Source organism: Butyricicoccus pullicaecorum (assembly GCF_002160355.1).
Classification (GTDB): domain Bacteria; phylum Bacillota; class Clostridia; order Oscillospirales; family Butyricicoccaceae; genus Butyricicoccus; species Butyricicoccus pullicaecorum.
Window position 1 is genome coordinate 41,057 of sequence record NZ_NFKK01000003.1, and the last position, 22,031, is coordinate 63,087.

Genomic DNA, 22,031 nt, shown 5'->3' on the forward strand with positions numbered 1-22,031 from the left:
ACCCGATTGCCGTGGAGACCCGACTCTGTGGGACACCTATAGCATTCGTTCTGAATTGATGGATGTCCTACGGACCGGGGTGAAACCTGTAATGCGGTGCAGCGAAAGACGTGCGGGAACTGACCGGCCAGTCGGGCCCGTGCGGCGCCTCAACGTGCTGTGTACAGCGTAGCCTGCCTTGCGTGGTTATGGTGGATGAGATACCCACCCGAGAGGCTATGGCCATAGCTTCGAGGGCATTGATTTCTGAAACCATGGCTGCAAAAGAGGCTAAGGAGAGAATCGAACCTGCCGTGGAAATCACCTAGACTGTCCCAAAAGGGCGGGCGTGGGATTGCAGTGCGGACTCAGTGGCAATTCGGTCCCGGATGTGGTAACACTCCGGTACAGGCTTTAATGGGAAACCGCCGGGGCGGCGACGCACGGTAGTCTGTGGGGAAATCCAACCGAACCTAAGCCGCAAGATTTACCACCCCCGCTGTCACATTTTTAACGATTTGATGCAATGCCTGAAACCTGTCGTTTCGGGCATTCTTTGCAGTTTGCATACCTGATTTTTGAGGAGACGAGAATTGGACGCGACAGATAAACAAAGGAAGAAGCAGAAAACCAGTTTTTTGAGTAAGGTGAACTGGAAATGGGTGGGAACGATCACAATTTTATCGTTCCTGATCTCGATTTCCATGTCCTACTTATCCAATGAAGCGCTTTCGTCGGTCAATAACATCGCCGCATTTTTTATTTTGCTCCTGTTCATCCTGCTGGGTATCGTGTTTGATATTGTGGGTGTCGCAGCAACTTCGGTAACTGAAAAGGAGCTGCACTCCATGGCAGCAAAGAAGGTGAAAGGTGCAAAACAGGCGGTGTGGCTGTCCCGAAATGCCGAAAAGGTCGCCAGCATCTGTAACGATGTCGTAGGCGATATTTCGGGCATCATTTCCGGTGCGACCGGTGCGGTCATCATTGCAAACGTCACCCAGGGGTTATCGCCTCTGCCGACAACGGTGATTTCATTGACCATCACCGGCTGTATTGCTGCCATGACCATCGGCGGCAAGGCGACCGGCAAGGCGTTTGGTATTTCCAACAGTGTCGCAATCATTCATACAGCGGGCCGTATTTTGGCTGTTCTGCATCTTCCGCTGGAAAAGAAACGGTGAATTCATAGTGAATAATACTACAAATCGATACGGTATATTAGATCGTATTTCGGGTGCAGAAGACCTGCGAGATATGTCATTTGACTTGCAAGAGGAACTGTGCCAAGCATTACGGGAATTTATCGTCGATCATGTTTCGGAGACTGGCGGTCATCTGGCTTCTAATCTTGGTATCGTGGAATTGGCGGTTGCACTCGAACGGGAATTTGATTCCAACAAAGATCGACTGATTTATGATGTTGGTCATCAGTGCTATGTCCATAAAATCTTAACCGGACGAAAAGAAGCGTTTGATCGACTGCGTATGTACGGGGGACTTTGCGGCTTTATGAAGCCGGATGAGAGCCCCGCAGACCCGTGCGTCACCGGTCATGCCTCCAGTTCGGTATCGGTCGCGCTGGGCATGGCGCACGCGCGCTCCATTCGGGGCGAAAAGTATCATGTCGTCGCCATTATCGGTGACGGTGCGCTGACCGGTGGTATGGCGTATGAGGCGCTTAACGATGCCGGTGCAAGCGGCGAGCCGTTGATCGTCGTACTCAATGACAACAATATGTCCATCGACAAGAACGTTGGTGGTATGGCACGCCATTTGGCAAAGCTCCGTGTGTCTCCGAGATACCTGAGCGCGAAGAATGGCTTGCGTAAGACGCTTTCCCATGTTCCGGGCGGTAAATCGGTGATCGCAAAGGGCACCAAGCTGAAAAAAGCGATTAAGTCGGTCGTACTGCCAAGCTCCATGTTTGAGCAAATGGGATTTACTTATATGGGACCGGTAGACGGACACGATTTGCAGGCGCTGTCCTTTCATTTACAGCTGGCAAAGCGGCTGAAATGTCCGGTTTTGATCCATGCGATGACCAAAAAAGGAAAGGGATACAGCTATGCGGAGCATGCACCGGACAAGTATCACGGTGTATCCAAGTTCGATCCGGTATCTGGACAGCTGCCCGGTTCAACGCCGGGATTCTCCGCGGTATTTGGTGCAGAACTTGCGAAATTAGCGCGGAAAGATGCGCGAATCTGTGCGATTACGGCAGCAATGCCATCAGGTACCGGTCTGTCTGGCTTTTCCCGAGAATTTCCTGAGCGGTTCTTCGATGTAGGCATCGCGGAAGAGCATGCGGTTGCAATGACCGCTGGTATGGCAAAACAGGGACTGAGACCGGTGTGTGCGCTGTATGCGACTTTTTTGCAGCGTGCCTACGATCAGCTCATTCATGACGTTGCAATCGCAGCAGATATCCCGGCAGTCTTTGCCATTGATCGTGCTGGCATTGTCGGTGCAGATGGTGCAACCCATAACGGTACGTTTGACGTTCCGTTTCTGCGCACCATTCCGGGCATGACCATTCTCTGTCCGGCGAATTTTGCCGAACTGCGGACGATGATGACCCGGGCCATTTACCACAATGAAACCGGCGGCGCAATGGCGATTCGCTATCCGCGCGGCGGAGAAGGTGCGTTTCAGGAGAATACGGCAGCCGAGTGGGTGAGCCATATTCGGCAGTCGGACAAGCCGGATGTGACGATCGTGACGTATGGTATCCTGATTAACGAAGCGATCACGGCCGCTGACAGCTTAAAACAACAGGGATATCAGGTTGATCTCTGGAAGATTAACGAAATTAGTGCAAAAACCGAACAGTTATGCAGCGATTTGGTCAGCAGATTCGCACCGCATGTTGCGGTGCTGGAGGATGTCGTGCAAAACGGCTCTTTTTCCGAAGCCATTGTACGTGCAGCCGAACAAACCGGACATACCTGTCAGGTGCATTGCTATAACGTAGGAAATCAATTCTTGCCGCACGGTTCGGTGCGCGAGATTTATCAGTTATGTGGAATTGATGGCGCAAGCGTCGCACAGTCGCTTGCAGACATCTTGAAATGCGGAAAGGACGAATCCATTGGCTAAAAAAAGATTGGATGTTTTGATTTTTGAACAGGGCTTGGTTCCGTCCCGGGAACGTGCCAAGACTACCATTATGGAAGGTCTGGTGTATGTCAACGGACAGAAGGCCGATAAAGCAGGTACGATGGTTGCCGAAGACGCTGCAATCGAAGTACGTTCCAATGCCAAGCAGTTTGTATCGCGCGGCGGCAAGAAAATCGAGAAGGCACTCGGTCATTTTGAGATCGACCCGGCTGGTCTGGTTGTCATGGATGTCGGCGCATCGACCGGTGGATTTACCGACTGCCTGCTGCAGCGCGGTGCGGTAAAGGTGTATTCGATCGATGTCGGATACGGCCAGCTGGCATACCAGCTGCGCATTGATCCGCGTGTCAAGTGCATGGAACGCACCAACATTCGATATGTGACACCGGATATGCTGGAAGAGACGCCTTCTCTCGCGGTCATTGACGTATCTTTTATCTCGCTCAAGCTGGTGCTGCCGGTCGTCGCCGGTCTGCTTGACGATACCGGACGTATCGCCTGCCTGATCAAGCCGCAGTTCGAAGCGGGTAAGGGAAAGGTTGGAAAGAAGGGTGTTGTCCGTGACCCGGAGATCCATCGCGAGGTATTGGCTGCTTTCATTGAAAACGCGCATGCAGCAGGCATGCATGTACATGACATGACGTTCTCTCCCATCAAGGGACCGGAAGGCAACATTGAGTTTTTGGGCTATCTGGGTAAGACACTGGAAGAGAACGAAATCGACATCGATGACATCGTGCAGCAAGCACATGCGGAGTTGGACGCATAACCGGGAGGTTGTATGACAAAAATTCTGATCAGTCCGAATTTGCGAAAAAGAGGAATTGGGGATGCCGTGCGGCAGACCTGTGAAATTCTGACTTCCCATGGTGCAGAGGTTTTGATGCCGCGAGAAGCTGCGATGCTCGGCGAGGAAGCGCTGCCCATCCGCTATCTGGACTTAGAGCACGGCGTGGACGAAGCCGATGCTATGGTCGTACTTGGCGGTGACGGCACGATTCTTCGAATCGCCGGACTCGCTGCGCAGTATGGCACGCCGATCTTGGGTGTAAATATGGGTCATGTCGGCTTTATGACCGAGCTGGAACCCGGAGAAATTTCTCTCGTGTCGCGTCTGTGCACAGGAGAATATCAAATTGACAACCGCATGATGCTGTCTGCACAGGTCTTGCGGGATGGCAAATGCGTGTACGAAAGCACTGCACTCAACGAAGTAATGGTGTCCAAGAGTCATCCATTCCATATCATCCGAATGGTTTTGCGGTCGGACGGTGAGATCGTGACCGATTTCAAGGGCGATGGCCTGATTTTAGCCACACCGACCGGTACGACAGCTTATTCACATTCAGCTGGTGGCCCGATTATTGAACCAACTGCTGAAAATATCGCGGTTACCCCGATTTGTCCGTTTACGATTGGAGCGAAGCCGTTGGTCTTTTCTCCGCAGCGTCGTCTGACCGTGCAGGCATACGGCGTCGACGGCGGCATGTCCTGTGTTTCTGCCGATGGCAGGCCTGGATTTGAAATGCACCCGGGAGATATCATTGCTGTGGTTCGGGCAGAGCACCCGGCACGGCTGATTCGGGTGAAAAATCGGAACTTCTATCAGATACTCCGGCACAAACTTTCCGATGGAGGCGAAAAACAATGAAATTTCAGCGACAGGCCAAGATTTTGGATCTGATTGATAAACATGAAATAGAGACCCAGGAGGAATTGTCCGAGCAGCTGCGAAACATGGGATACAACACCACTCAGGCGACGGTATCCCGTGATATTAAGGAGCTTCGCTTAATCAAAATCCTTTCGGCTGAGACCGGTAAATACAAATATGCGGTCGCATCTTCTGAAGTGGAGAGCAGCTTTACGACTCGTCTGCGCAATATCTTCAAAGAGTGCGTAACCGATATCAATACCGCACAGAACATCGTGGTCATCAAAACGCTGCCGGGCTTGGGTCAGGCAGCTGCAATGGCAATCGACGCAATGCGCAATAAGGCGGTTGTCGGTTCGCTGGGCGGCGACGATACGGTATTTATCGTAATGAAGGATAACGAAGCGGCAGAGAGCTTCTGTGCGGAAGCACATTTGATGTTGTCCTGAGGGGAGACAGGCGAAGGTGCTAAGTTTATTACACATCGAAAACATTGCAGTCATTGAGCAGGCGGATATCGAGTTTTCAGACGGATTAACTGTGCTGTCCGGTGAAACCGGCGCTGGTAAGTCTATCATCATCGACTCGATGGGTGCGATTTTGGGACGCAGAACCAGCCGCGATCTGGTGCGTGCCGGTGCGTCAAAAGGATTTGTCAGCGCGATTTTCAACGATCTGCCGCAGGAACTGACCGAAAAATTGCAGGAATATGGACTGGACGGAGAAGAGCCAGACAGCGTACACATTCAGCGTCAGCTGTCAGCCGACGGAAAGACCGTATGCCGTGTCAATATGAAGCCAGTATCGGTTTCGGTTTTGCGAGAGTTATCACCCTATCTCATCAACATTCATGGTCAGCACGATGGACAAAAGCTCATGGATGACGATTATCACATTGAGTTTTTGGATAGCTTTGCCGAGGTCGGGAGCATTTTAGCGGAATATCAGCCGCTCTATCACAAGTTGCTTGCAATGAAACGGCAGATTAACGAACTCGAGCGCAGTGAGCACGATCGTTTGGAGCGGATCGACCTGTTATCCTTCCACTTGGAAGAAATTGAAGAGGCCGATCTGACCGATGGGGAAGAGGAGACGCTGACCGAACGTAAACACTTCTTTGACAATGCGGGTCGATTGGCGCGTGCGCTGGCCGAAGCGCGGGATGCGCTGGATGATGAAGACAGCGGTGTGTGTACGCTCATGGAGCAGGCTTCCAATACGCTGTTGGATGTTGGCGATGTGTCCGATGGACTAAAGAATATTGCAGACAAGGCCGAAGAACTCAAGTATTTGGTCTGCGACCTGCGTGACGCGATTGCAGAAGAGCAGGGACGCATTGAATTTTCACCCAGCGAGCAGGAATTGGTAGAAAGCCGACTGGATGAAATCTATCGTCTGGAGCAGAAGTATGGTGCGACAATTGGTGAGGTGCTGGCCTATGCAGCGTCGTGCCGAGCTGAGCTGGAAACCCTGCAATCTGCGGATGAGCGCAGAGACGCGCTGCGCGTTGAGTATCGTCAGCTGCTGTCTCAGGCCAAGGAATTGGCACAGGAACTTTCCAGATGCAGAAAGGACGCGGCAGCACGCTTGGAAGAACGAATTGTCGCTGAGCTGTCTGAATTGGACATGGCCAAGGTTCGGCTTGCCGTTCAGGTAGAGACCGGCACCAAGCTTACCATCCGCGGACTGGATACCGTGTCCTTCCTGATTTCGGTCAATCCGGGCGAAGATCTCAAGCCTTTGTCCAAGGTTGCCTCAGGCGGCGAGCTTTCTCGTGTTATGCTGGCAATGAAAAATGTCTTGACGGCACGCGAACCGGTTGGTACACTCATCTTTGATGAGATTGATACCGGTGTAAGCGGACGAGCAGCACAGAAGATTGCCAAAAAGCTCAAGCAGATCGGTGCACAAAAGCAAACACTGTGTGTTACTCATCTGCCGCAGATCGCCGCGATGGGCGACCATCATCTGCTGATTTCCAAATCGGTGGAAGGGGAACGCACCTATACTTCGGTGGTTCCGATTGCTGATGGCCAGCGCGTAGATGAGATTGCGCGCATGCTTGCCGGTGAAGAGATCACGGAGAATACACGAACCAATGCGCAAGAGCTGCTTGCACATGCGGAAGCACTGAAAAAGGGGACGGCATGAGAATTTTTCATGAAAATTTCAAGGAGCGCGCTCCCTGAATGCAGGATATCTCTCTGATATACTGCAATTTGAACATAGAAAGGGTTTGAAACCAATGAAATTATATGATGAGCTCAAAGCGCGTGGCCTGATCGCACAGGTTACCAACGAGCAGGAAATCAGTGAAATGATCAACAACGGCAAGGCCACCTTCTATATCGGCTTTGACCCCACCGCAGACAGCCTGCATGTTGGTCACTTCATGGCGCTCTGCCTGATGAAGCGTTTGCAGATGGCAGGCAACAAGCCGATCGCGCTGGTTGGCGGCGGTACCGGCTACATCGGAGATCCCTCTGGCCGTACCGATATGCGCTCGATGATGACCCCGGAGACCATTCAGCACAACTGTGACTGCTTCAAGAAGCAGATGGAGCGCTTCATTGAGTTCGGCGAAGGCAAGGCACAGATGGTCAACAATGCAGATTGGCTGCTGGACCTCAACTATGTTGATCTGCTGCGCGAAGTCGGTGCATGCTTCTCGGTCAATAATATGCTGCGCGCAGAGTGCTACAAGCAGCGTATGGAAAAGGGCCTGTCCTTCCTTGAGTTCAACTACATGATCATGCAGTCCTACGACTTCTACTACCTGTTCCAGCACTACGGCTGCAACATGCAGTTTGGCGGCAACGATCAGTGGTCGAACATGCTGGGCGGCACCGAGCTGATTCGCCGTAAGTTGGGTAAGGATGCGCATGCAATGACCATCACGCTGCTGCTCAACTCCGAGGGCAAGAAGATGGGCAAGACTGCATCCGGTGCAGTATGGCTTGATCCGAACAAGACCAGCCCCTACGATTTCTACCAGTACTGGAGAAACGTCGATGATGCAGATGTACTCAAGTGCATCCGCATGCTGACCTTCCTGCCGCTCGAGCAGATTGAGGAGATGGACGCTTGGGAAGGTGCACAGCTCAATCGTGCAAAGGAGATTCTGGCGTATGAGCTGACCGCTCTGGTTCATGGCAAGGAAGAGGCTGACAAGGCACAGGATGCTGCAAAGAGCATTTTCGGCGGCGGCCAGTCGAGCGAAAACATGCCTACTACGGCACTGACCGATGACGACTTCCAGGATGGTACCATCGGTGTGCTGACTCTGCTTGTAAAGTGCGGTCTGGCAGCTTCCAACGGTGAGGCACGTAAGCTCGTTCAGGGCGGCGGCGTGTCGATTGACGGTGAAAAGGTTGCAGACTTTAAGATGACGCTGTCTGTGGCAGATTTTGCAGAAGAGCGCATCATCAAGAAGGGCAAGAAGACCTTCCATAAGGTAATCAAGGGCTAAGAAAGGCCTAATATTGAAGGCATCCCGTATCTTGCGGGATGCCTTTTTATATCCATAAACAGAAGAAGGCAGACATTTCAATGTCTGCCTGCTGTTTTAGTTTTCGATTGTAGCGTTAGGACAAGAGATATGCAGCACAACTCAAAACAAGAAAAACCAGAATACCACGTACAGGAGATTGAAAACCTATCAGCAAGCTAATGGCGCAGATGATGGCGAGGCGAATCAACTTGCGCGGGTGAGGATTGCTTTTATCATCCTTGCCATCAATATTTACAGATTCACTGTCATCAGATTGCGTGAACGCATCAGGATCATAGAGAAAGTCACCTTTTTTGCTCTGATAAGCCTGTACGATCTCTTTGGCCTGTGTCAACTGATGAGAACTTACATATAACTTCTGTCCACACAGGGTCGCACCGGTATAGAGCATGGACAGATGGTCGGCTTCGTTGCATCCATGCTGTAAAACGGGAATGCCGTTGTCTTGCAGCAACTGTACGAGCAAAACCGCCTCGGCATCGTGATGAACTTCGGTCAAAAATACCGGCTGACCGTCAAACACTAGCTGTTCTTGAGGTAAATGATCTACCAAATCAGCACCGCAGTCAGCGCACTTTGTGATACCTGCCTGATATTCTGTTTTGCAGTGTGGACACCAGGGCATTTAGGACTCCTTTTCCGGTTCCATCCAGTGCAGGCTGCGGCCGACCGCCTTATCCCAGCCGTGCAGTTTGATTTTTCTGGTTGCATCGTCCATTTCCGGCTGGAAAACGGTATCACAGCGCCAGAGCTGCTTGAGTTCGTCCTGATCCTGCCATACGCCAACGGCAAGACCTGCCAGATAGGCAGCGCCCAGTGCCGTGGTTTCACGAATGACTGGACGACGAATCGGACAGCCAGAAATGTCCGCTTGGAACTGCATCAGGAACGCGTCACGGCTGGCGCCACCGTCTACGTTGAGCTCGGCAAGCTGCGTGTTGCAATCTCGCTGCATGGCCAGCAGCAGGTCGTTCGATTGGTACGCGATGGACTCCTGTGCTGCACGAATGATGTGTTCACGCTTTGTGCCGCGGGTGATGCCTACGAGGCAGCCGCGCGCGTACATATCCCAGTGCGGTGCACCCAAACCGGTAAATGCCGGAACCAGATAAACACCGCCGGTGTCCTTGACCTTTTGTGCGTAGTATTCAGCATCCCGGGCTTCTCCAAAGAAGCGCATTTCGTCGCGCAGCCATTGAATGACAGCACCGCCGACAAAAACCGAACCCTCCAGAGCATACTGGACGGTGTCGCCAAGCTTTACCGCAATCGTTGTGAGCAGTCCGTTTTTACTTTCAATGGCACGGGTACCGGTATTCATCAGCAGGAAGCAGCCGGTACCATACGTGTTTTTCGCATCACCCGGTGCAAAACAGGTCTGACCGAACAGAGCAGCCTGCTGATCTCCGGCAATGCCGGCAATGGGAATGTGTGCATCAGGCAGAGCAGCATAGCCGTAAACCTCGCTGGAAGAGCGGACTTCGGGCAGCATTGCCCGGGGAATATCCAGTGCTTTGAGCAGGGTGTCATCCCAATCGAGTTTGTGAATATCGTAAAGCATGGTACGAGAGGCATTGGTCGCGTCGGTGATATGCACCTTGCCGCCAGTGAGTTTCCATGTCAGCCAGCAATCTACCGTGCCGAATAAGATTTCACCCTTGGCAGCCCGCTCGCGTGCGCCTTCTACATGGTCAAGAATCCATTTGATCTTCGTCGCGGAAAAATATGCGTCGGGTACAAGACCAGTTGTCTTGCGGATGTGGTCGCCAAGTCCTTGATCCAGCAATTCCTGTACCAGCGGAGCGGTACGGCGGCACTGCCAGACGATAGCGTTATAGATCGGTCGGCCGGTTTCTTTATCCCATAAGATTGTGGTTTCACGCTGGTTTGTAATGCCGATTGCGGCAACCTCGTTGGGGTCGATACCCGAGGAGGCCAGAACCTCTACCATGACTGCATACTGGGAGGAGTAAATCTCCATAGGATTTTGCTCTACCCAACCTTCATGCGGATAAATCTGGGTCAATTCTCGCTGTGAGATGGCTAAAATATTTTGATCTCGATCAAATAAGATCGCGCGCGATGAGGTGGTTCCCTGGTCGAGCGCCAACAGATATTTTTTCATCTTCCGCCTCATTTCCCGTGGCTATACATAGCCTCGCTTTTCTTTCATGATACGAAGAAATGAAAAAAATGTCAATGACTCCAAGACGCAATTCTGTGCAATCCGGTATATTCAGGGATAAAAGCAGAGAAGTTCATTGCAAGCGCGGTCAAAATGTGCTATCATGTCATTTAGATATACGGTTGCGGACGGGTTCTGCAACCGCTAAAATTGAATTCAAAGGGAAGTTAGTTTTTATGAGTGAAACGACCGAAAAGAAAAAGAGAATTTTTTCCGGCGTACAGCCGTCTGGTAAGCTGACGCTGGGTAATTATCTGGGTGCAATCCGAAACTTCGGCATGCTTCAGGACGAATACGAGTGCCTGTACTGCGTGGTTGACCTGCATGCAATCACCGTGCGTCAGAATCCGGCAGATCTGCGCCGTCAGACGCTGGAAGTTCTGGCACAGTACCTTGCTTGTGGACTGGACCCGCAGAAGAGCACGCTGTTTATCCAGAGCCATGTACCGGCACACGCAGAGCTTGCTTGGGTACTCAACTGCTACTCGATGTTCGGTGAGCTGTCGCGCATGACCCAGTTTAAGGATAAGTCGGCAAAGCATGCAGATAACGTTAACGCTGGTCTGTTTGATTACCCGGTCCTGATGGCTGCAGATATCCTGCTGTATCAGACCGATATGGTTCCGGTTGGTGTTGACCAGCTTCAGCACATCGAGCTGACCCGAAACATTGCGCAGCGTTTTAATGGCATCTACTCGGATACCTTCGTTATGCCTGAGCCGTATATCCCCAAGACTGGCGCAAAGATCATGTCGCTTCAGGACCCGACGCGCAAGATGAGCAAGTCGGACGAGAATGCGAATGGTTTCATCTTGCTGATGGATAAGCCGGAAGATATCATGCGTAAGTTCAAGCGTGCGGTAACCGATTCGGATGCCAGCATCCGCATGGACTGGGAGAACAAGCCGGGCGTATCCAACATGCTCCAGATCTACGCACTGGCTACCGGTCAGACCGTAGAGCAGGCACAGGAAGCATTCGCTGGCAAGGGCTATGCAGAATTCAAGCCGGCTGTCGGTGAAGCGGTTGTCGAGCTGCTCCGTCCCATCCGTGAAAAGACCGAGGATCTGCTCAAGAACAAGGATTATCTGGAGCAGGTTTACACCGAAGGTGCACAGCGCGCATCCTACATGGCAAGAAAGACGCTCGATAAGGTATACCGCAAGGTCGGTTTCATCAAGCGATAAGCGAGGTTGCGATGGCACAGGAATATATCGTAGTTCTGCTGGTGTTGGGCGCATTTATTCTTGCCGGTGTATTATCCTTCTGGCTGACACCGCATGTCAGTGAGTTCGCGCATAAAGTCGGTGCAATGGATGTGCCGCGCGACAGCAGACGTATGCATAAAAAGCCAATCCCTCGCATGGGTGGTCTGGCAATTTTTATGGGCTTTATGGCAGCCCTGATGATCTTCGGAAGACTGGATGCGCAGATGCTCAGTATTCTGCTGGGTGCAATGATCATCGTTGTGCTGGGTATCTTCGACGATATCGTCGCACTGGGTGCGAAGTTTAAATTCTGCATTCAAATCATTGCAGCAGCCATTCCGGTTTGTATCGGTGGACTGAAGATTGAGTTTTTCACCAGTTTCAATCCGTTTTCCAATGACCCGTATTTCTCTCTGGGTGTTTTATCCATTCCGGTTACCATCATTTGGATTGTCGGCATTACCAATGCGGTCAATCTGATTGACGGTCTGGATGGTCTGGCAGCTGGTGTATCCTCAATTGCAGCAATGACCATGCTTGCGGTCGGTCTGCTGACCAACGAAGTGATGGTTGCTATCACAATGGCAGCTCTGGCTGGCTCGTGCATTGGTTTCCTGCCGTACAACTTCAATCCGGCTAAGATCTTTATGGGTGATACCGGATCGACGTTCCTGGGATTTATGCTGGCAACAATGTCGATTGAAGGTTTCTTCAAGTTCTATGCGGTCATTTCGTTTGCAGTACCGTTCCTGATTCTGGGACTGCCGATCTTCGACACCGCTTCGGCGATTACGCGCCGTCTGATGGAAGGCCGCAGCCCGATGAGCCCTGACCGCGGTCACGTACATCATAAGCTGGTTGACATGGGCTTCAATGTCAAGCAGGCGGTTGCAATTTTGTATGCCATTTCGGGTACGCTGGGACTGACGGCGGTAATCCTGACGACCAGCGGCGAGGCTAAGGCAATGATCTTGATTCTGGCCGTGATTCTGGTGATGGCAGTCGGCGGGCGTATCCTGTGGAGCCTGCAAAAATCCGCGCATGGAAGAAAGGAACAGGAAGACCATGAAAAACATTAAAGTCATGACCGTTTTCGGCACCCGTCCGGAAGCGATTAAGATGGCTCCTCTGGTTCACGCACTGGAGCAGAATGAGCATACAGAAAGCATTGTCTGTGTAACGGCACAGCATCGTCAGATGCTCGATCAGGTGCTGGATATTTTCAATATCAAGCCCGACTATGATCTGGATATCATGGAGCAGCGTCAGACGCTTGCAACCATTACCGAAAAGTCGCTGCATGGTTTGGATACCGTGCTGAAAGAGGCCAAGCCGGATATCGTTCTGGTACATGGCGACACTTCGACCACCTTTGCCGGTGCACTTGCAGCATTTTATCACAAGATCCCGGTCGGACATGTAGAAGCCGGTTTGCGCACCTACGATAAATACTCTCCGTTCCCGGAAGAGATGAACCGCAAGCTGGTCGGCCAGATTGCCGATCTGCATTTTGCACCGACCGCACGCAATCGCGACAATCTGGCACGTGAACAGATCACCGATGGCGTTCTGGTCTGCGGCAATACGGTGGTAGACGCGATTCACATGACCGTGCGTGATGATTTTGCGTTCCGTGACCCTGCATTGCAGGCACTGGATTTCAAGAACGACCGCGTCGTTCTTGTGACTGCACATCGCCGTGAAAATTACGGTGAGCCGATGGAGAACATCTGTCGTGCGATTGCTCGTCTGTCCGACCGTTATCCGGATGTACACTTTGTCTATCCCGTACATCTGAGCCCGTACGTTCGTGAGACTGCGGAGAAATTCTTGGGCGGACGCGACCGCGTTCATCTGATTGCTCCGCTTGCAGTAGATGAGATGCACAATCTGATGGCGCGCTGCTATCTGATTATGACCGATTCGGGCGGACTTCAGGAAGAGGCTCCGTCGCTGGGCAAGCCGGTTCTGGTGCTGCGCCATGAAACCGAACGTCCCGAGGCAATTGAGGCTGGAACGGTCAAGCTGGCTGGCATCGTAGAAGACCAGATCTTTCAGATGGCCTGCGAGCTGTTTGATGATGCACAGGCGTATGAAAAGATGGCGCACGCGGTCAATCCGTATGGTGATGGCCATACCTGCGCAAGAATTGTACAGGCGATTGAGCATCACTTTGGTCTGCGTGCGGATGCACCCGAGTCTTTTTGTCCGTAAGACTGAGCAGGAGAGGACAGTATGCCGAATAAACAAAAGTCGGCTTTGATCGGCGCACTGTGTGCGTTTGCCATGATTGTTACTTTGGGACTGAGCTTCATTTTATCGTCCAACTTGTTTCAGGATGGTAAATCCACCTTGGTACTTCCGAGTGATACCGAGCAGCAAGGCATGATCGACGAGCAAACCGAAGATTTTGCCCAGCAAAACGAGAGCAAAATTGCGCAGATCACTGTCGATCCCAGTAATGTACAGGCGGTCATCGCTTCGCTGAGCAGACCAAGTTCGTATAGCTGCTCGGTCACCAACACCCTGTATTGGGATGGCGGTGCCGGAACCTTACAGTGCAGGCAGTATGCGCGTGATGGCGCATACCGCGTCGAGACGCTGAATGGGGATGGCGTGATTACGCAAGTGCAGCTCCAGTACGATGGAAAGATCTACGCATGGGATGCGGGCAGCAGCACGTATTACAGCGGTCAGGCTGGCAGCTTTTCTCCCGGAGAGGCAGCTATGCTGCCGACCTACGAAACGGTGTGCGAGCTTCCGGCAGACCAGATTCAGGAAGCCGAGTTGACCGAACTTTCCGGTCAGCCGATGATTCGTGTGACAGCGGTTCAGGATGGCCGCACGGCAGAGTATATCGTATCCGCAGTGACCGGCCTGCTGTATAGCGCAAGCTTTTCACAGGAGGGAACACGAACGCAGTTTATCCAAACTTCGGTTTTGAGTTTGGAGCGTCCGGCGGATAATCTGTTCACGCTGCCCGGGCAAAATCACACAATTTTTGTTGACGCTTAATGTCTTATGGCCGGCACCGAGTTGTGCCGGCCATAGATTTGTATTTGTATCATAAAAAGAGAGTTCATTATTTTGCGCCGCGTGCGCATACAGTATTTTGAATAGAGGAGATCAGTAAATTGAAGAAGGAAAACTTTTTAGGTCTGTCGGAGCGGGTCGTAGAGCTGGGCAAGCAGGCAGAGCAGTATCTCACCCCGTATTTCTCCCGTATCGATGAGATTGCAGATTATAATACGCAGAAGGTGCTTGCAGCATTCCGTGCACATCGCGTGTCGGACACCATGTTTGCCGGAACGACTGGCTATGGCTACGACGATCATGGCCGCGACACGCTGGAAGAGATCTATGCAGATCTGTTCGGTACCGAGGCTGGTTTGGTACGCTTGGGCTTTGTCAATGGCACCCATGCACTGTCGTGCGCACTGTTTGGCGCATTGGAGCCGGGAGACGTTATGCTGTCTGTGACCAGCGCACCGTATGATACGCTGCTCAACACGGTTACGGGAGACTGCCCGGGCAGCATGAAGCGCTACGGCATTGGCTATCGACAGGTAGATTTAAAGGATGGCCGTCTGGATCTGGAGGCGATCGAAAAGGCAGCTGCGGCAGACGATGTCAAGATGGTCTTTTTACAGCGCTCGCGCGGCTATGCGGTACGTCAGACGCTGTCCTGCGCTGAGATTGGCGAGGCATGTGCAGTGGTACGCCGTGTCAATCCCAATGCAGTCATCATGGTCGATAACTGCTACGGCGAATTCACCGAAGAGCTGGAGCCGACTCAGGTAGGCGCAGACATGTGTGCAGGTTCGCTGATTAAGAACCCGGGCGGCGGACTGGCACCCACGGGCGGTTATATCGTGGGACGAAAGGATCTGGTTGAGCGTGCGGCTTACCGCCTGACTGCACCGGGTATCGGTGGAGAATGCGGCTGTACGATGGGACAGAATCGTCTGCTCTATCAGGGACTGTTCCTTGCACCGCATGTGACGGCACAGGCTGTCAAGACCGCTGTATTCTGTGCAAAGGTCATGCAGCTGCTGGGCTTTACCGTTGATCCGCAACCCGAAGCACCGCGTTACGACATCATCCAGACCATCGCATTCGGTGCACCCGATCCGCTGCGTCGCTTCTGCGAGGGCATTCAGGCAGGTGCGCCGGTCGATTCCTTTGTCACGCCTGAGCCTTGGGCAATGCCCGGTTATGACGATCCGGTTATCATGGCTGCCGGCGCTTTTGTGCAGGGTGCGTCGATTGAGCTGAGTGCAGATGCTCCCATGCGTGAGCCTTATGTCTGCTATATGCAGGGCGGTTTGACCTATCCGTCGGGTAAGGCCGGTATTCTGCTCGCTGCTGAAAAATTGATTCAGAGCGGTCTTTGCAAATAAAACAGAGTCCCTTTTATGTGACTGGAAATATGAAAAATTTCTTTTCTGAAAAGGACAGCTGTGGTATAATAGCCGGAGAGCAACACATAAATGTGCTGCATTCAGGTCTTTCCAAAGAATAAGGAGCAAGTACAATATGGTAATTCTCGGGATTGATCCTGGTTATGGAACCATCGGCTACGGTGTTGTCCGGTATGACGGCAGGAAGTTTACCCCGATTCAGTATGGAGCGATCACAACACAGATTGGTGCACCGATGCACTTGCGTTTGTGTGAACTGTACGATGATCTGTGTACGCTGATCGATACCTTTCATCCGGAAGCTGCCGCGGTGGAAGAATTATTTTTCAATCAGAATATCACGACCGGCATTCAGGTCGCACAGGCACGCGGTGTCATTTTGCTGGCACTCGCGCAAAAGGGACTGCATCCTGTATCCTATACACCGTCTCAGGTCAAACAGTCGGTGGTTGGATATGGCAAGGCGGATAAGCATCAGATGATGGAAATGACACGCATCATGTTGGGTCTTGCCAAAGTGCCGCGGCCGGATGACGCAGCCGACGCACTGGCAGTGGCAATTTGTCATGGCCATGCAAGCCGTTCGGCACTTTATACGCAAAAGTGAGCTTTTAATACGGAGTAATCGCTTATGTTTTATTATGTGGAAGGCACAGTGGCGTTTGTCGAACAGTCGCTGTGCGTGATCGATTGCGCAGGCGTAGGTTATGCCTGCCATACATCGCAAAATACGATTTCTCAGGTCAAGGTAGGAAAGCCTGCACGCCTGTATACCTATCTCTATGTGCGGGAAGATATTTTTGACCTGTATGGATTTGCCGATCAGGAAGAGCTGAGCTGCTTTAAAATGCTGATCGGTGTATCCGGTGTCGGTCCCAAAGCGGCACTGGCCATTTTGTCGGTCGCGCCGCCCAGCCGGTTGGCACTCTCGATCATTACCGGAGAGGAAAAGCTGCTCACCCAGGCACCGGGCATCGGCAAAAAGATTGCTCAGCGCATCGTGCTGGAACTGCGCGATAAGATGAGCAAAGAGCAGTTGGAAGGCGCGAAAAATGGCGGCTCTGCTGCCTTGGAGCTCCCCGCACAGGGCGGTGCAAGTGTAAATCATACGCAGGAAGCCATCGCAGCGCTGATGGTGCTGGGATATGCACAGTCCGAAGCCCTCGCAGCACTGGAAGGGCTGGACTTGTCGGAATACCCGGATGCAGAATCGATTATCCGTGTTTGCCTCAAGCGCTTGGCGATGGGTTAAGGCGGTGAACAGGATTGAGTATTGAATTTTCCGGCGGTATGATGGACGATGAACGCATCGTATCCAGCCGCCAGATCAAAGAGGATGAGACCGACAACTCGCTTCGTCCCAAATGTATGGAAGACTACATCGGACAGAGTAAGGTCAAGGAAAATCTTTCCGTCTTTATTGAAGCAGCCAAACAGCGCGGCGAACCGCTCGATCACACGCTGCTTTACGGACCTCCGGGACTGGGCAAGACGACGCTGGCGAACATCATCGCGGCAGAGATGGGAGTGAATATCCGTATCACTTCCGGTCCTGCCATTGAGAAGGCAGGAGATCTTGCTGCAATCTTGACCAATCTGGCAGAAAATGATATTCTGTTTATTGATGAGATTCACCGCCTCAACCGCAGTGTCGAAGAGATTCTGTACCCTGCAATGGAGGACTATGCGCTGGATATCATCATCGGCAAGGGACCGTCTGCTCGTTCTATCCGTTTGGATTTGCCGAAATTCACGCTGATCGGTGCGACAACGCGTGCCGGTCAGATGACGTCTCCGCTTCGAGATCGATTCGGTGTCATGCTGCGTCTGGAACTGTACAGCGCAGAGGATCTGGAAAAGATCGTAACCCGCTCGGCCGGTATTCTTGGCGTACATAGCCGGTATGACGGCGCTTACGAGATTGCCCGCCGCTCGCGCGGTACGCCGCGTATTGCAAACCGTCTGCTGCGCCGTGTGCGTGACTTCGCACAGGTAAAAGGCGACGGTGTCATCACCAAAGAGACCGCTGACATGGCGCTCAAGGCATTGGATATTGATGCACTGGGACTGGATAATATTGACCGCAGAATGCTGACCAGCATTATTGTCAACTATAACGGCGGCCCTGTGGGATTGGATACCCTCGCGGCGACAATCGGAGAGGAAGCAGTCACGCTGGAAGATGTCTATGAGCCGTATCTCATGCAGATCGGTTTCTTGAACCGTACACCGCGCGGACGGTGTGTTACACTTCGAGCGTATGAGCATTTAGGGGTAGAACTGCCGAACGGCCAGCAAATGCTGTAAATTACCCTTCATAAAAATGGAAGGATGTGTCATAACATTGGGTAAATATTTTGGAACTGACGGTGTTCGCGGTGTGGCGAATGTCGAACTGGATGCAATGCTTGCGTTTAAGATTGGTGCATCTGCTGCACATGTACTGACGCAGGAAAGAAATGCCGGTGGCAAGGCAAAACTGCTGATTGGTAAGGATACCCGTATTTCTTCGGATATGCTGGAGAGCGCACTGGTTGCCGGTATCTGCTCGGTTGGTGCAGATGTCGAGCTTCTGGGCGTCATTCCGACTCCGGCAATCGCTTATCTGACCATTAAGCATAAGGCAGACGCCGGCATCGTTATTTCGGCCAGCCACAACTCCTTTGAGTACAATGGCATCAAGATTTTTGCAGGCTCGGGCTATAAGCTGTCCGATGAGCTGGAAAACCGTATTGAGGAGTTTATCGATAATTTCGACAGTGTACCCAAGGCAAGCCATGAGCATCTGGGCTGCGTGATTCGCTCGTCCATCGATCCGGTCGTAGAGTACACCGATCATCTGGCAGAGACCGTTCCGGGCGATCTGAGCGGCCTGCGCGTTGCGGTTGACTGCGCAAACGGTGCGTCCTCGACGACCGTGACTCGACTGATGCGTCTGCTGGAATGCCGTGCAGATCTGCGCTTCTACGAGCCGAATGGCATTAACATCAACGCAAACTGCGGTTCGACCCATCTGGAAAACCTGCAGGAGCGCATGCGTACGGGCAATTACGATATTGGTATCGCATTTGACGGCGACGCTGACCGCTGCCTGGTCGTTGATGAGCGCGGCGAGGTTCTGGACGGTGACCGTATCATGGCAGTCTGCGCAGCACACATGAAGAAGCTGGGCAAGCTGCGCGGCAATGCATTTGTTGCAACTATCATGTCCAATATGGGCCTGCATAAGTATGCAAAGGAAAACGGCATGGAGATCAAGTGCGCCAACGTTGGTGACCGCTACGTGCTGGAAATGATGCTGCGTGACGGCTACATCCTGGGCGGTGAGCAGTCCGGCCATGTTATCTTCCTCGAGTATGCCTCGACGGGTGACGGCCAGCTGACTGCAATCCAGTTTATGCACATTCTCAAGGAGAGCGGCAAGAAGTGCTCTCAGATTGCCGATGAAGTTGTACCGTGGCCGCAGGTGCAGATCAACGTCAAGGTGCCGAACAGCGATAAGCACACCATTGCAGAGCGTCCTGAGGTTGCAAAGTCGATCGAAGAGGGCAATGCAGAACTCGGTGAGGGCCGCATTCTGGTACGTGCTTCGGGCACAGAAGCGCTGGTACGCGTTATGGTTGAAGGCGTAGATGCCGACAAGGTACAGTCGGTTGCAGAACAAGTGGCTGATGTGATTCGGTCGGTTGTTGGCTAAGTATGGATGAATGTCCCGCCGTGTGGCCGCGTATGTGCCATGCGGCGGAATTTATCATTTTTAATATCAGGAAAGAAGGTGAGGCCAAAGCGTATAATTGCATATCGATAGCGCCAGAACTGCGGAGCAGCCCGTTTCGCAGTGGACGAGGTAAGGGTTGATCGAAAATTCGGCGGATGACCCTTCGGCCGCGAGTGAGCCGGTCGTTAGCAGGACGTGTAAACCCCGGGAGTGATTCCGGAAACAGAGCGTCTTCGCATGACCCACTATTTTTATACCCTTTTTTAGATCTTTATCGCATTAAACTATTGGAGGACTAAACACAAATGTGTGGTATTGTTGGTTTTACAGGAAGAGAAAATGCACTGCCGATCCTGATTAAAGGACTGCATGCACTGGAATATCGTGGTTATGATTCTGCCGGTATTGCGGCAATGACCGAGGATGGCCTGCGTGTTATCAAGACCCGTGGACGCATCGACGCTCTGGAGGAAAAGGTACGCGAGGCAGGCGGACTGCACTGCACCTGCGGTATTGGCCATACGCGCTGGGCAACCCATGGTGAGCCGTCCGACGCAAACTCGCATCCGCATTTAGGCGGCGACGGTAAAATTGCAGTCGTTCATAACGGCATTATCGAAAATTATCTGGAACTGCGTGAGCATCTGACCGCACGCGGCTATGTATTCCGTTCGGAGACTGATACCGAGACCGTAGCACACCTGATTGCCGATCTGCACAAGGAATCTCAGGATGGAGATATTGCCAAGACGGTACTGCGTGCAATTCACCGCGTACGCGGCTCTTACGCACTGGGTGTTATCTCGCTTGATCGACCGGATGAAATTGTTGCAGCGCGTCGCGACAACCCGCTGGTCATTGGTTTGGGCGACGGAGAGAATATGATCGCGTCCGATGTGACCGCGATCATTCGCCGCACGCGTAAGTATATGATTTTGGACGACAATGAGGTCGCAATCATTCGTCCGGACAGCGTGCAGGTTTTCAATGCATTTGGCGAACCGATTGAGAAGGAAGTACGTACGGTTACCTGGGATATGTCCGCAGCCGAAAAGGGCGGTTACGAGCACTTTATGATCAAGGAGATCATGGAGCAGCCCCGCGCAATTGCGCAGACCATCCAGCCTCGTATCCGTGACGGTCAGATCGTATTTGAAGAGAACGGCCTGACCGATGACCGCTTGAAAAAAGCCAATCATGTGCATATCATTGGCTGTGGCTCGGCACTGCATGCAGGTATTGTAGGTCAGCGTGTCATTGAGACGATTGGCCGCGTACGCTGCACGGCACGTGTGGCATCGGAGTTCCGTTACGAGAATCCGATCGTCGAGCCGGATGATCTGTGCATCGTCATCAGCCAGTCGGGTGAGACTGCCGACACGCTGGCGGCAATGCGTCAAGCAAAGGAGGCAGGTGCGTTTGCAATCGCAATTGTCAATGTGGTTTCCTCGACCATTGCCCGCGAGGCGGATGGTGTTCTGTACACTTGGGCAGGCCCGGAGATTTCGGTTGCAACCACCAAGGCATATTCTGCACAGCTCGCGGCACTCTATCTGATTGCAGGAAGACTGGCCTACGCACGCGGAAAAATGAACGAAGAAGAGCAGCATGCATTCTGTGCTCAGCTTCAGGCGCTGCCCGAGATGCTGGAGAAAATGCTGGAGTGCAAGCAGACCATGCAGTATCTGGCAACGCGTTATCATAACCGAAGCAGTGTGTTCTTTTTGGGACGTGGCCTTGACTATGCTGCTGCGATGGAAGCATCGCTCAAGCTCAAGGAGATTTCGTACATTCACTCCGAGGCATACGCAGCAGGTGAGCTCAAGCACGGTACGATCTCGCTAATTGAAGACGGTACGCTGGTCGTTGCACTGGCAACACAGCCCGAGCTCTATGAGAAAACGGTGTCTAACATTCGAGAGGTTACTTCGCGCGGTGCCGAGGTCATCCTGATTGCAGGATCGGACTTCTCGGGTGATGAAAGTGCATGCCGACATGTTGTTCGTCTGCCGGAATGCCCCGCTTTGTTCTCTGCATCGCTTTCCATCGTTCCGTTACAGCTTCTTGCATATTATGTTGCCGTTGAGCGCAGCTGTGATGTCGATAAGCCGCGTAATTTGGCAAAATCGGTCACAGTAGAATAAATTTGTCAGGGAATTGTAAAATGCGCACAAATATATTTTGTGGATTTGTGTCAGGAAAATCTATTTTTCACAAAATTGCTTGACAAATCTATGG

At 52.3% G+C, this 22,031-nt stretch carries 19 protein-coding genes; 17 read left to right on the forward strand and 2 right to left on the reverse strand.

The annotated features are described in order from the left end of the window. The first annotated feature begins 626 nt into the window (after positions 1 to 626). From B5F17_RS03365 to tyrS, 7 genes are all read left to right on the forward strand, one after another. Positions 627 to 1,160 (forward strand): hypothetical protein, encoded by a 534-nt coding sequence (locus tag B5F17_RS03365; RefSeq protein ID WP_242825614.1) that lies wholly within the window; start codon positions 627 to 629, stop codon positions 1,158 to 1,160. 7 nt (positions 1,161 to 1,167) lie between these two features. Next, positions 1,168 to 3,075 carry a 1-deoxy-D-xylulose-5-phosphate synthase gene (dxs, locus tag B5F17_RS03370; RefSeq protein ID WP_275532108.1) on the forward strand — a complete coding sequence of 636 codons (1,908 nt, stop codon included), beginning with the start codon at positions 1,168 to 1,170 and terminating at the stop codon, positions 3,073 to 3,075. Further along, on the forward strand, positions 3,068 to 3,865 hold the full coding sequence (locus B5F17_RS03375; RefSeq protein ID WP_087370805.1) for a TlyA family RNA methyltransferase: 798 nt from the start codon (positions 3,068 to 3,070) through the stop codon (positions 3,863 to 3,865). Before dxs ends, B5F17_RS03375 begins: the two co-directional genes overlap by 8 nt. 12 nt (positions 3,866 to 3,877) lie before the next feature. Continuing rightward, on the forward strand, positions 3,878 to 4,747 hold the full coding sequence (locus tag B5F17_RS03380; protein WP_087370808.1) for an NAD(+)/NADH kinase: 870 nt from the start codon (positions 3,878 to 3,880) through the stop codon (positions 4,745 to 4,747). Then, the gene (locus tag B5F17_RS03385; RefSeq protein ID WP_016146824.1) at positions 4,744 to 5,199 is read left to right on the forward strand and encodes an arginine repressor; all 456 of its coding nucleotides are present in this window, start codon (positions 4,744 to 4,746) and stop codon (positions 5,197 to 5,199) included. Before B5F17_RS03380 ends, B5F17_RS03385 begins: the two co-directional genes overlap by 4 nt. Positions 5,200 to 5,215: 16 nt before the next feature. Then, positions 5,216 to 6,901, forward strand: a complete 1,686-nt coding sequence (gene recN, locus B5F17_RS03390) for a DNA repair protein RecN (RefSeq protein WP_087370812.1) — start codon at positions 5,216 to 5,218, stop codon at positions 6,899 to 6,901. A 94-nt stretch (positions 6,902 to 6,995) separates the two neighbouring features. Next, positions 6,996 to 8,219: a tyrosine--tRNA ligase gene (gene tyrS / locus B5F17_RS03395; protein WP_016146822.1), complete on the forward strand. Its 1,224-nt coding sequence runs from the start codon at positions 6,996 to 6,998 to the stop codon at positions 8,217 to 8,219. 115 nt (positions 8,220 to 8,334) lie between these two features. On the opposite strand, the gene B5F17_RS03400 is transcribed toward tyrS, so the two are convergent. Both B5F17_RS03400 and glpK read right to left on the reverse strand, forming a co-directional pair. Continuing rightward, positions 8,335 to 8,814 (reverse strand): hypothetical protein, encoded by a 480-nt coding sequence (locus tag B5F17_RS03400; RefSeq protein WP_143287662.1) that lies wholly within the window; start codon positions 8,812 to 8,814, stop codon positions 8,335 to 8,337. Positions 8,815 to 8,886: 72 nt separating this feature from the next. Beyond that, positions 8,887 to 10,386, reverse strand: a complete 1,500-nt coding sequence (gene glpK, locus B5F17_RS03405) for a glycerol kinase GlpK (protein WP_087370818.1) — start codon at positions 10,384 to 10,386, stop codon at positions 8,887 to 8,889. Between the two features lie 236 nt (positions 10,387 to 10,622). Between glpK and trpS the strand changes: the two genes are divergently transcribed. From trpS to glmS, 10 genes are all read left to right on the forward strand, one after another. Continuing rightward, positions 10,623 to 11,633 carry a tryptophan--tRNA ligase gene (trpS, locus tag B5F17_RS03410; protein WP_016146819.1) on the forward strand — a complete coding sequence of 337 codons (1,011 nt, stop codon included), beginning with the start codon at positions 10,623 to 10,625 and terminating at the stop codon, positions 11,631 to 11,633. 11 nt (positions 11,634 to 11,644) lie between these two features. Next, on the forward strand, positions 11,645 to 12,733 hold the full coding sequence (locus B5F17_RS03415) for an MraY family glycosyltransferase (protein WP_087370821.1): 1,089 nt from the start codon (positions 11,645 to 11,647) through the stop codon (positions 12,731 to 12,733). After that, positions 12,720 to 13,868, forward strand: coding sequence for a non-hydrolyzing UDP-N-acetylglucosamine 2-epimerase (gene wecB, locus B5F17_RS03420; RefSeq protein ID WP_087370825.1), 1,149 nt, complete (start codon positions 12,720 to 12,722; stop codon positions 13,866 to 13,868). Before B5F17_RS03415 ends, wecB begins: the two co-directional genes overlap by 14 nt. A gap of 21 nt (positions 13,869 to 13,889) precedes the next feature. After that, positions 13,890 to 14,669 carry a hypothetical protein gene (locus B5F17_RS03425; RefSeq protein ID WP_087370829.1) on the forward strand — a complete coding sequence of 260 codons (780 nt, stop codon included), beginning with the start codon at positions 13,890 to 13,892 and terminating at the stop codon, positions 14,667 to 14,669. A gap of 119 nt (positions 14,670 to 14,788) precedes the next feature. Further along, entirely contained in the window at positions 14,789 to 16,054 is a 1,266-nt protein-coding gene (locus B5F17_RS03430; protein ID WP_087370833.1) for a methionine gamma-lyase family protein, read from the forward strand. 136 nt (positions 16,055 to 16,190) lie between these two features. Continuing rightward, positions 16,191 to 16,682, forward strand: a complete 492-nt coding sequence (gene ruvC, locus B5F17_RS03435; RefSeq protein ID WP_016146814.1) for a crossover junction endodeoxyribonuclease RuvC — start codon at positions 16,191 to 16,193, stop codon at positions 16,680 to 16,682. Positions 16,683 to 16,706: 24 nt separating this feature from the next. Beyond that, a complete protein-coding gene (ruvA, locus tag B5F17_RS03440; protein WP_016146813.1) occupies positions 16,707 to 17,327 on the forward strand; it encodes a Holliday junction branch migration protein RuvA in 621 nt (206 codons plus the stop codon). 14 nt (positions 17,328 to 17,341) lie between these two features. Next, positions 17,342 to 18,382, forward strand: coding sequence for a Holliday junction branch migration DNA helicase RuvB (ruvB, locus tag B5F17_RS03445; protein WP_370812456.1), 1,041 nt, complete (start codon positions 17,342 to 17,344; stop codon positions 18,380 to 18,382). Positions 18,383 to 18,419: 37 nt separating this feature from the next. Continuing rightward, entirely contained in the window at positions 18,420 to 19,772 is a 1,353-nt protein-coding gene (gene glmM, locus B5F17_RS03450) for a phosphoglucosamine mutase (RefSeq protein ID WP_087370837.1), read from the forward strand. A 326-nt stretch (positions 19,773 to 20,098) separates the two neighbouring features. After that, entirely contained in the window at positions 20,099 to 21,937 is a 1,839-nt protein-coding gene (gene glmS / locus B5F17_RS03455; RefSeq protein WP_087370841.1) for a glutamine--fructose-6-phosphate transaminase (isomerizing), read from the forward strand. Positions 21,938 to 22,031: the final 94 nt, after the last annotated feature.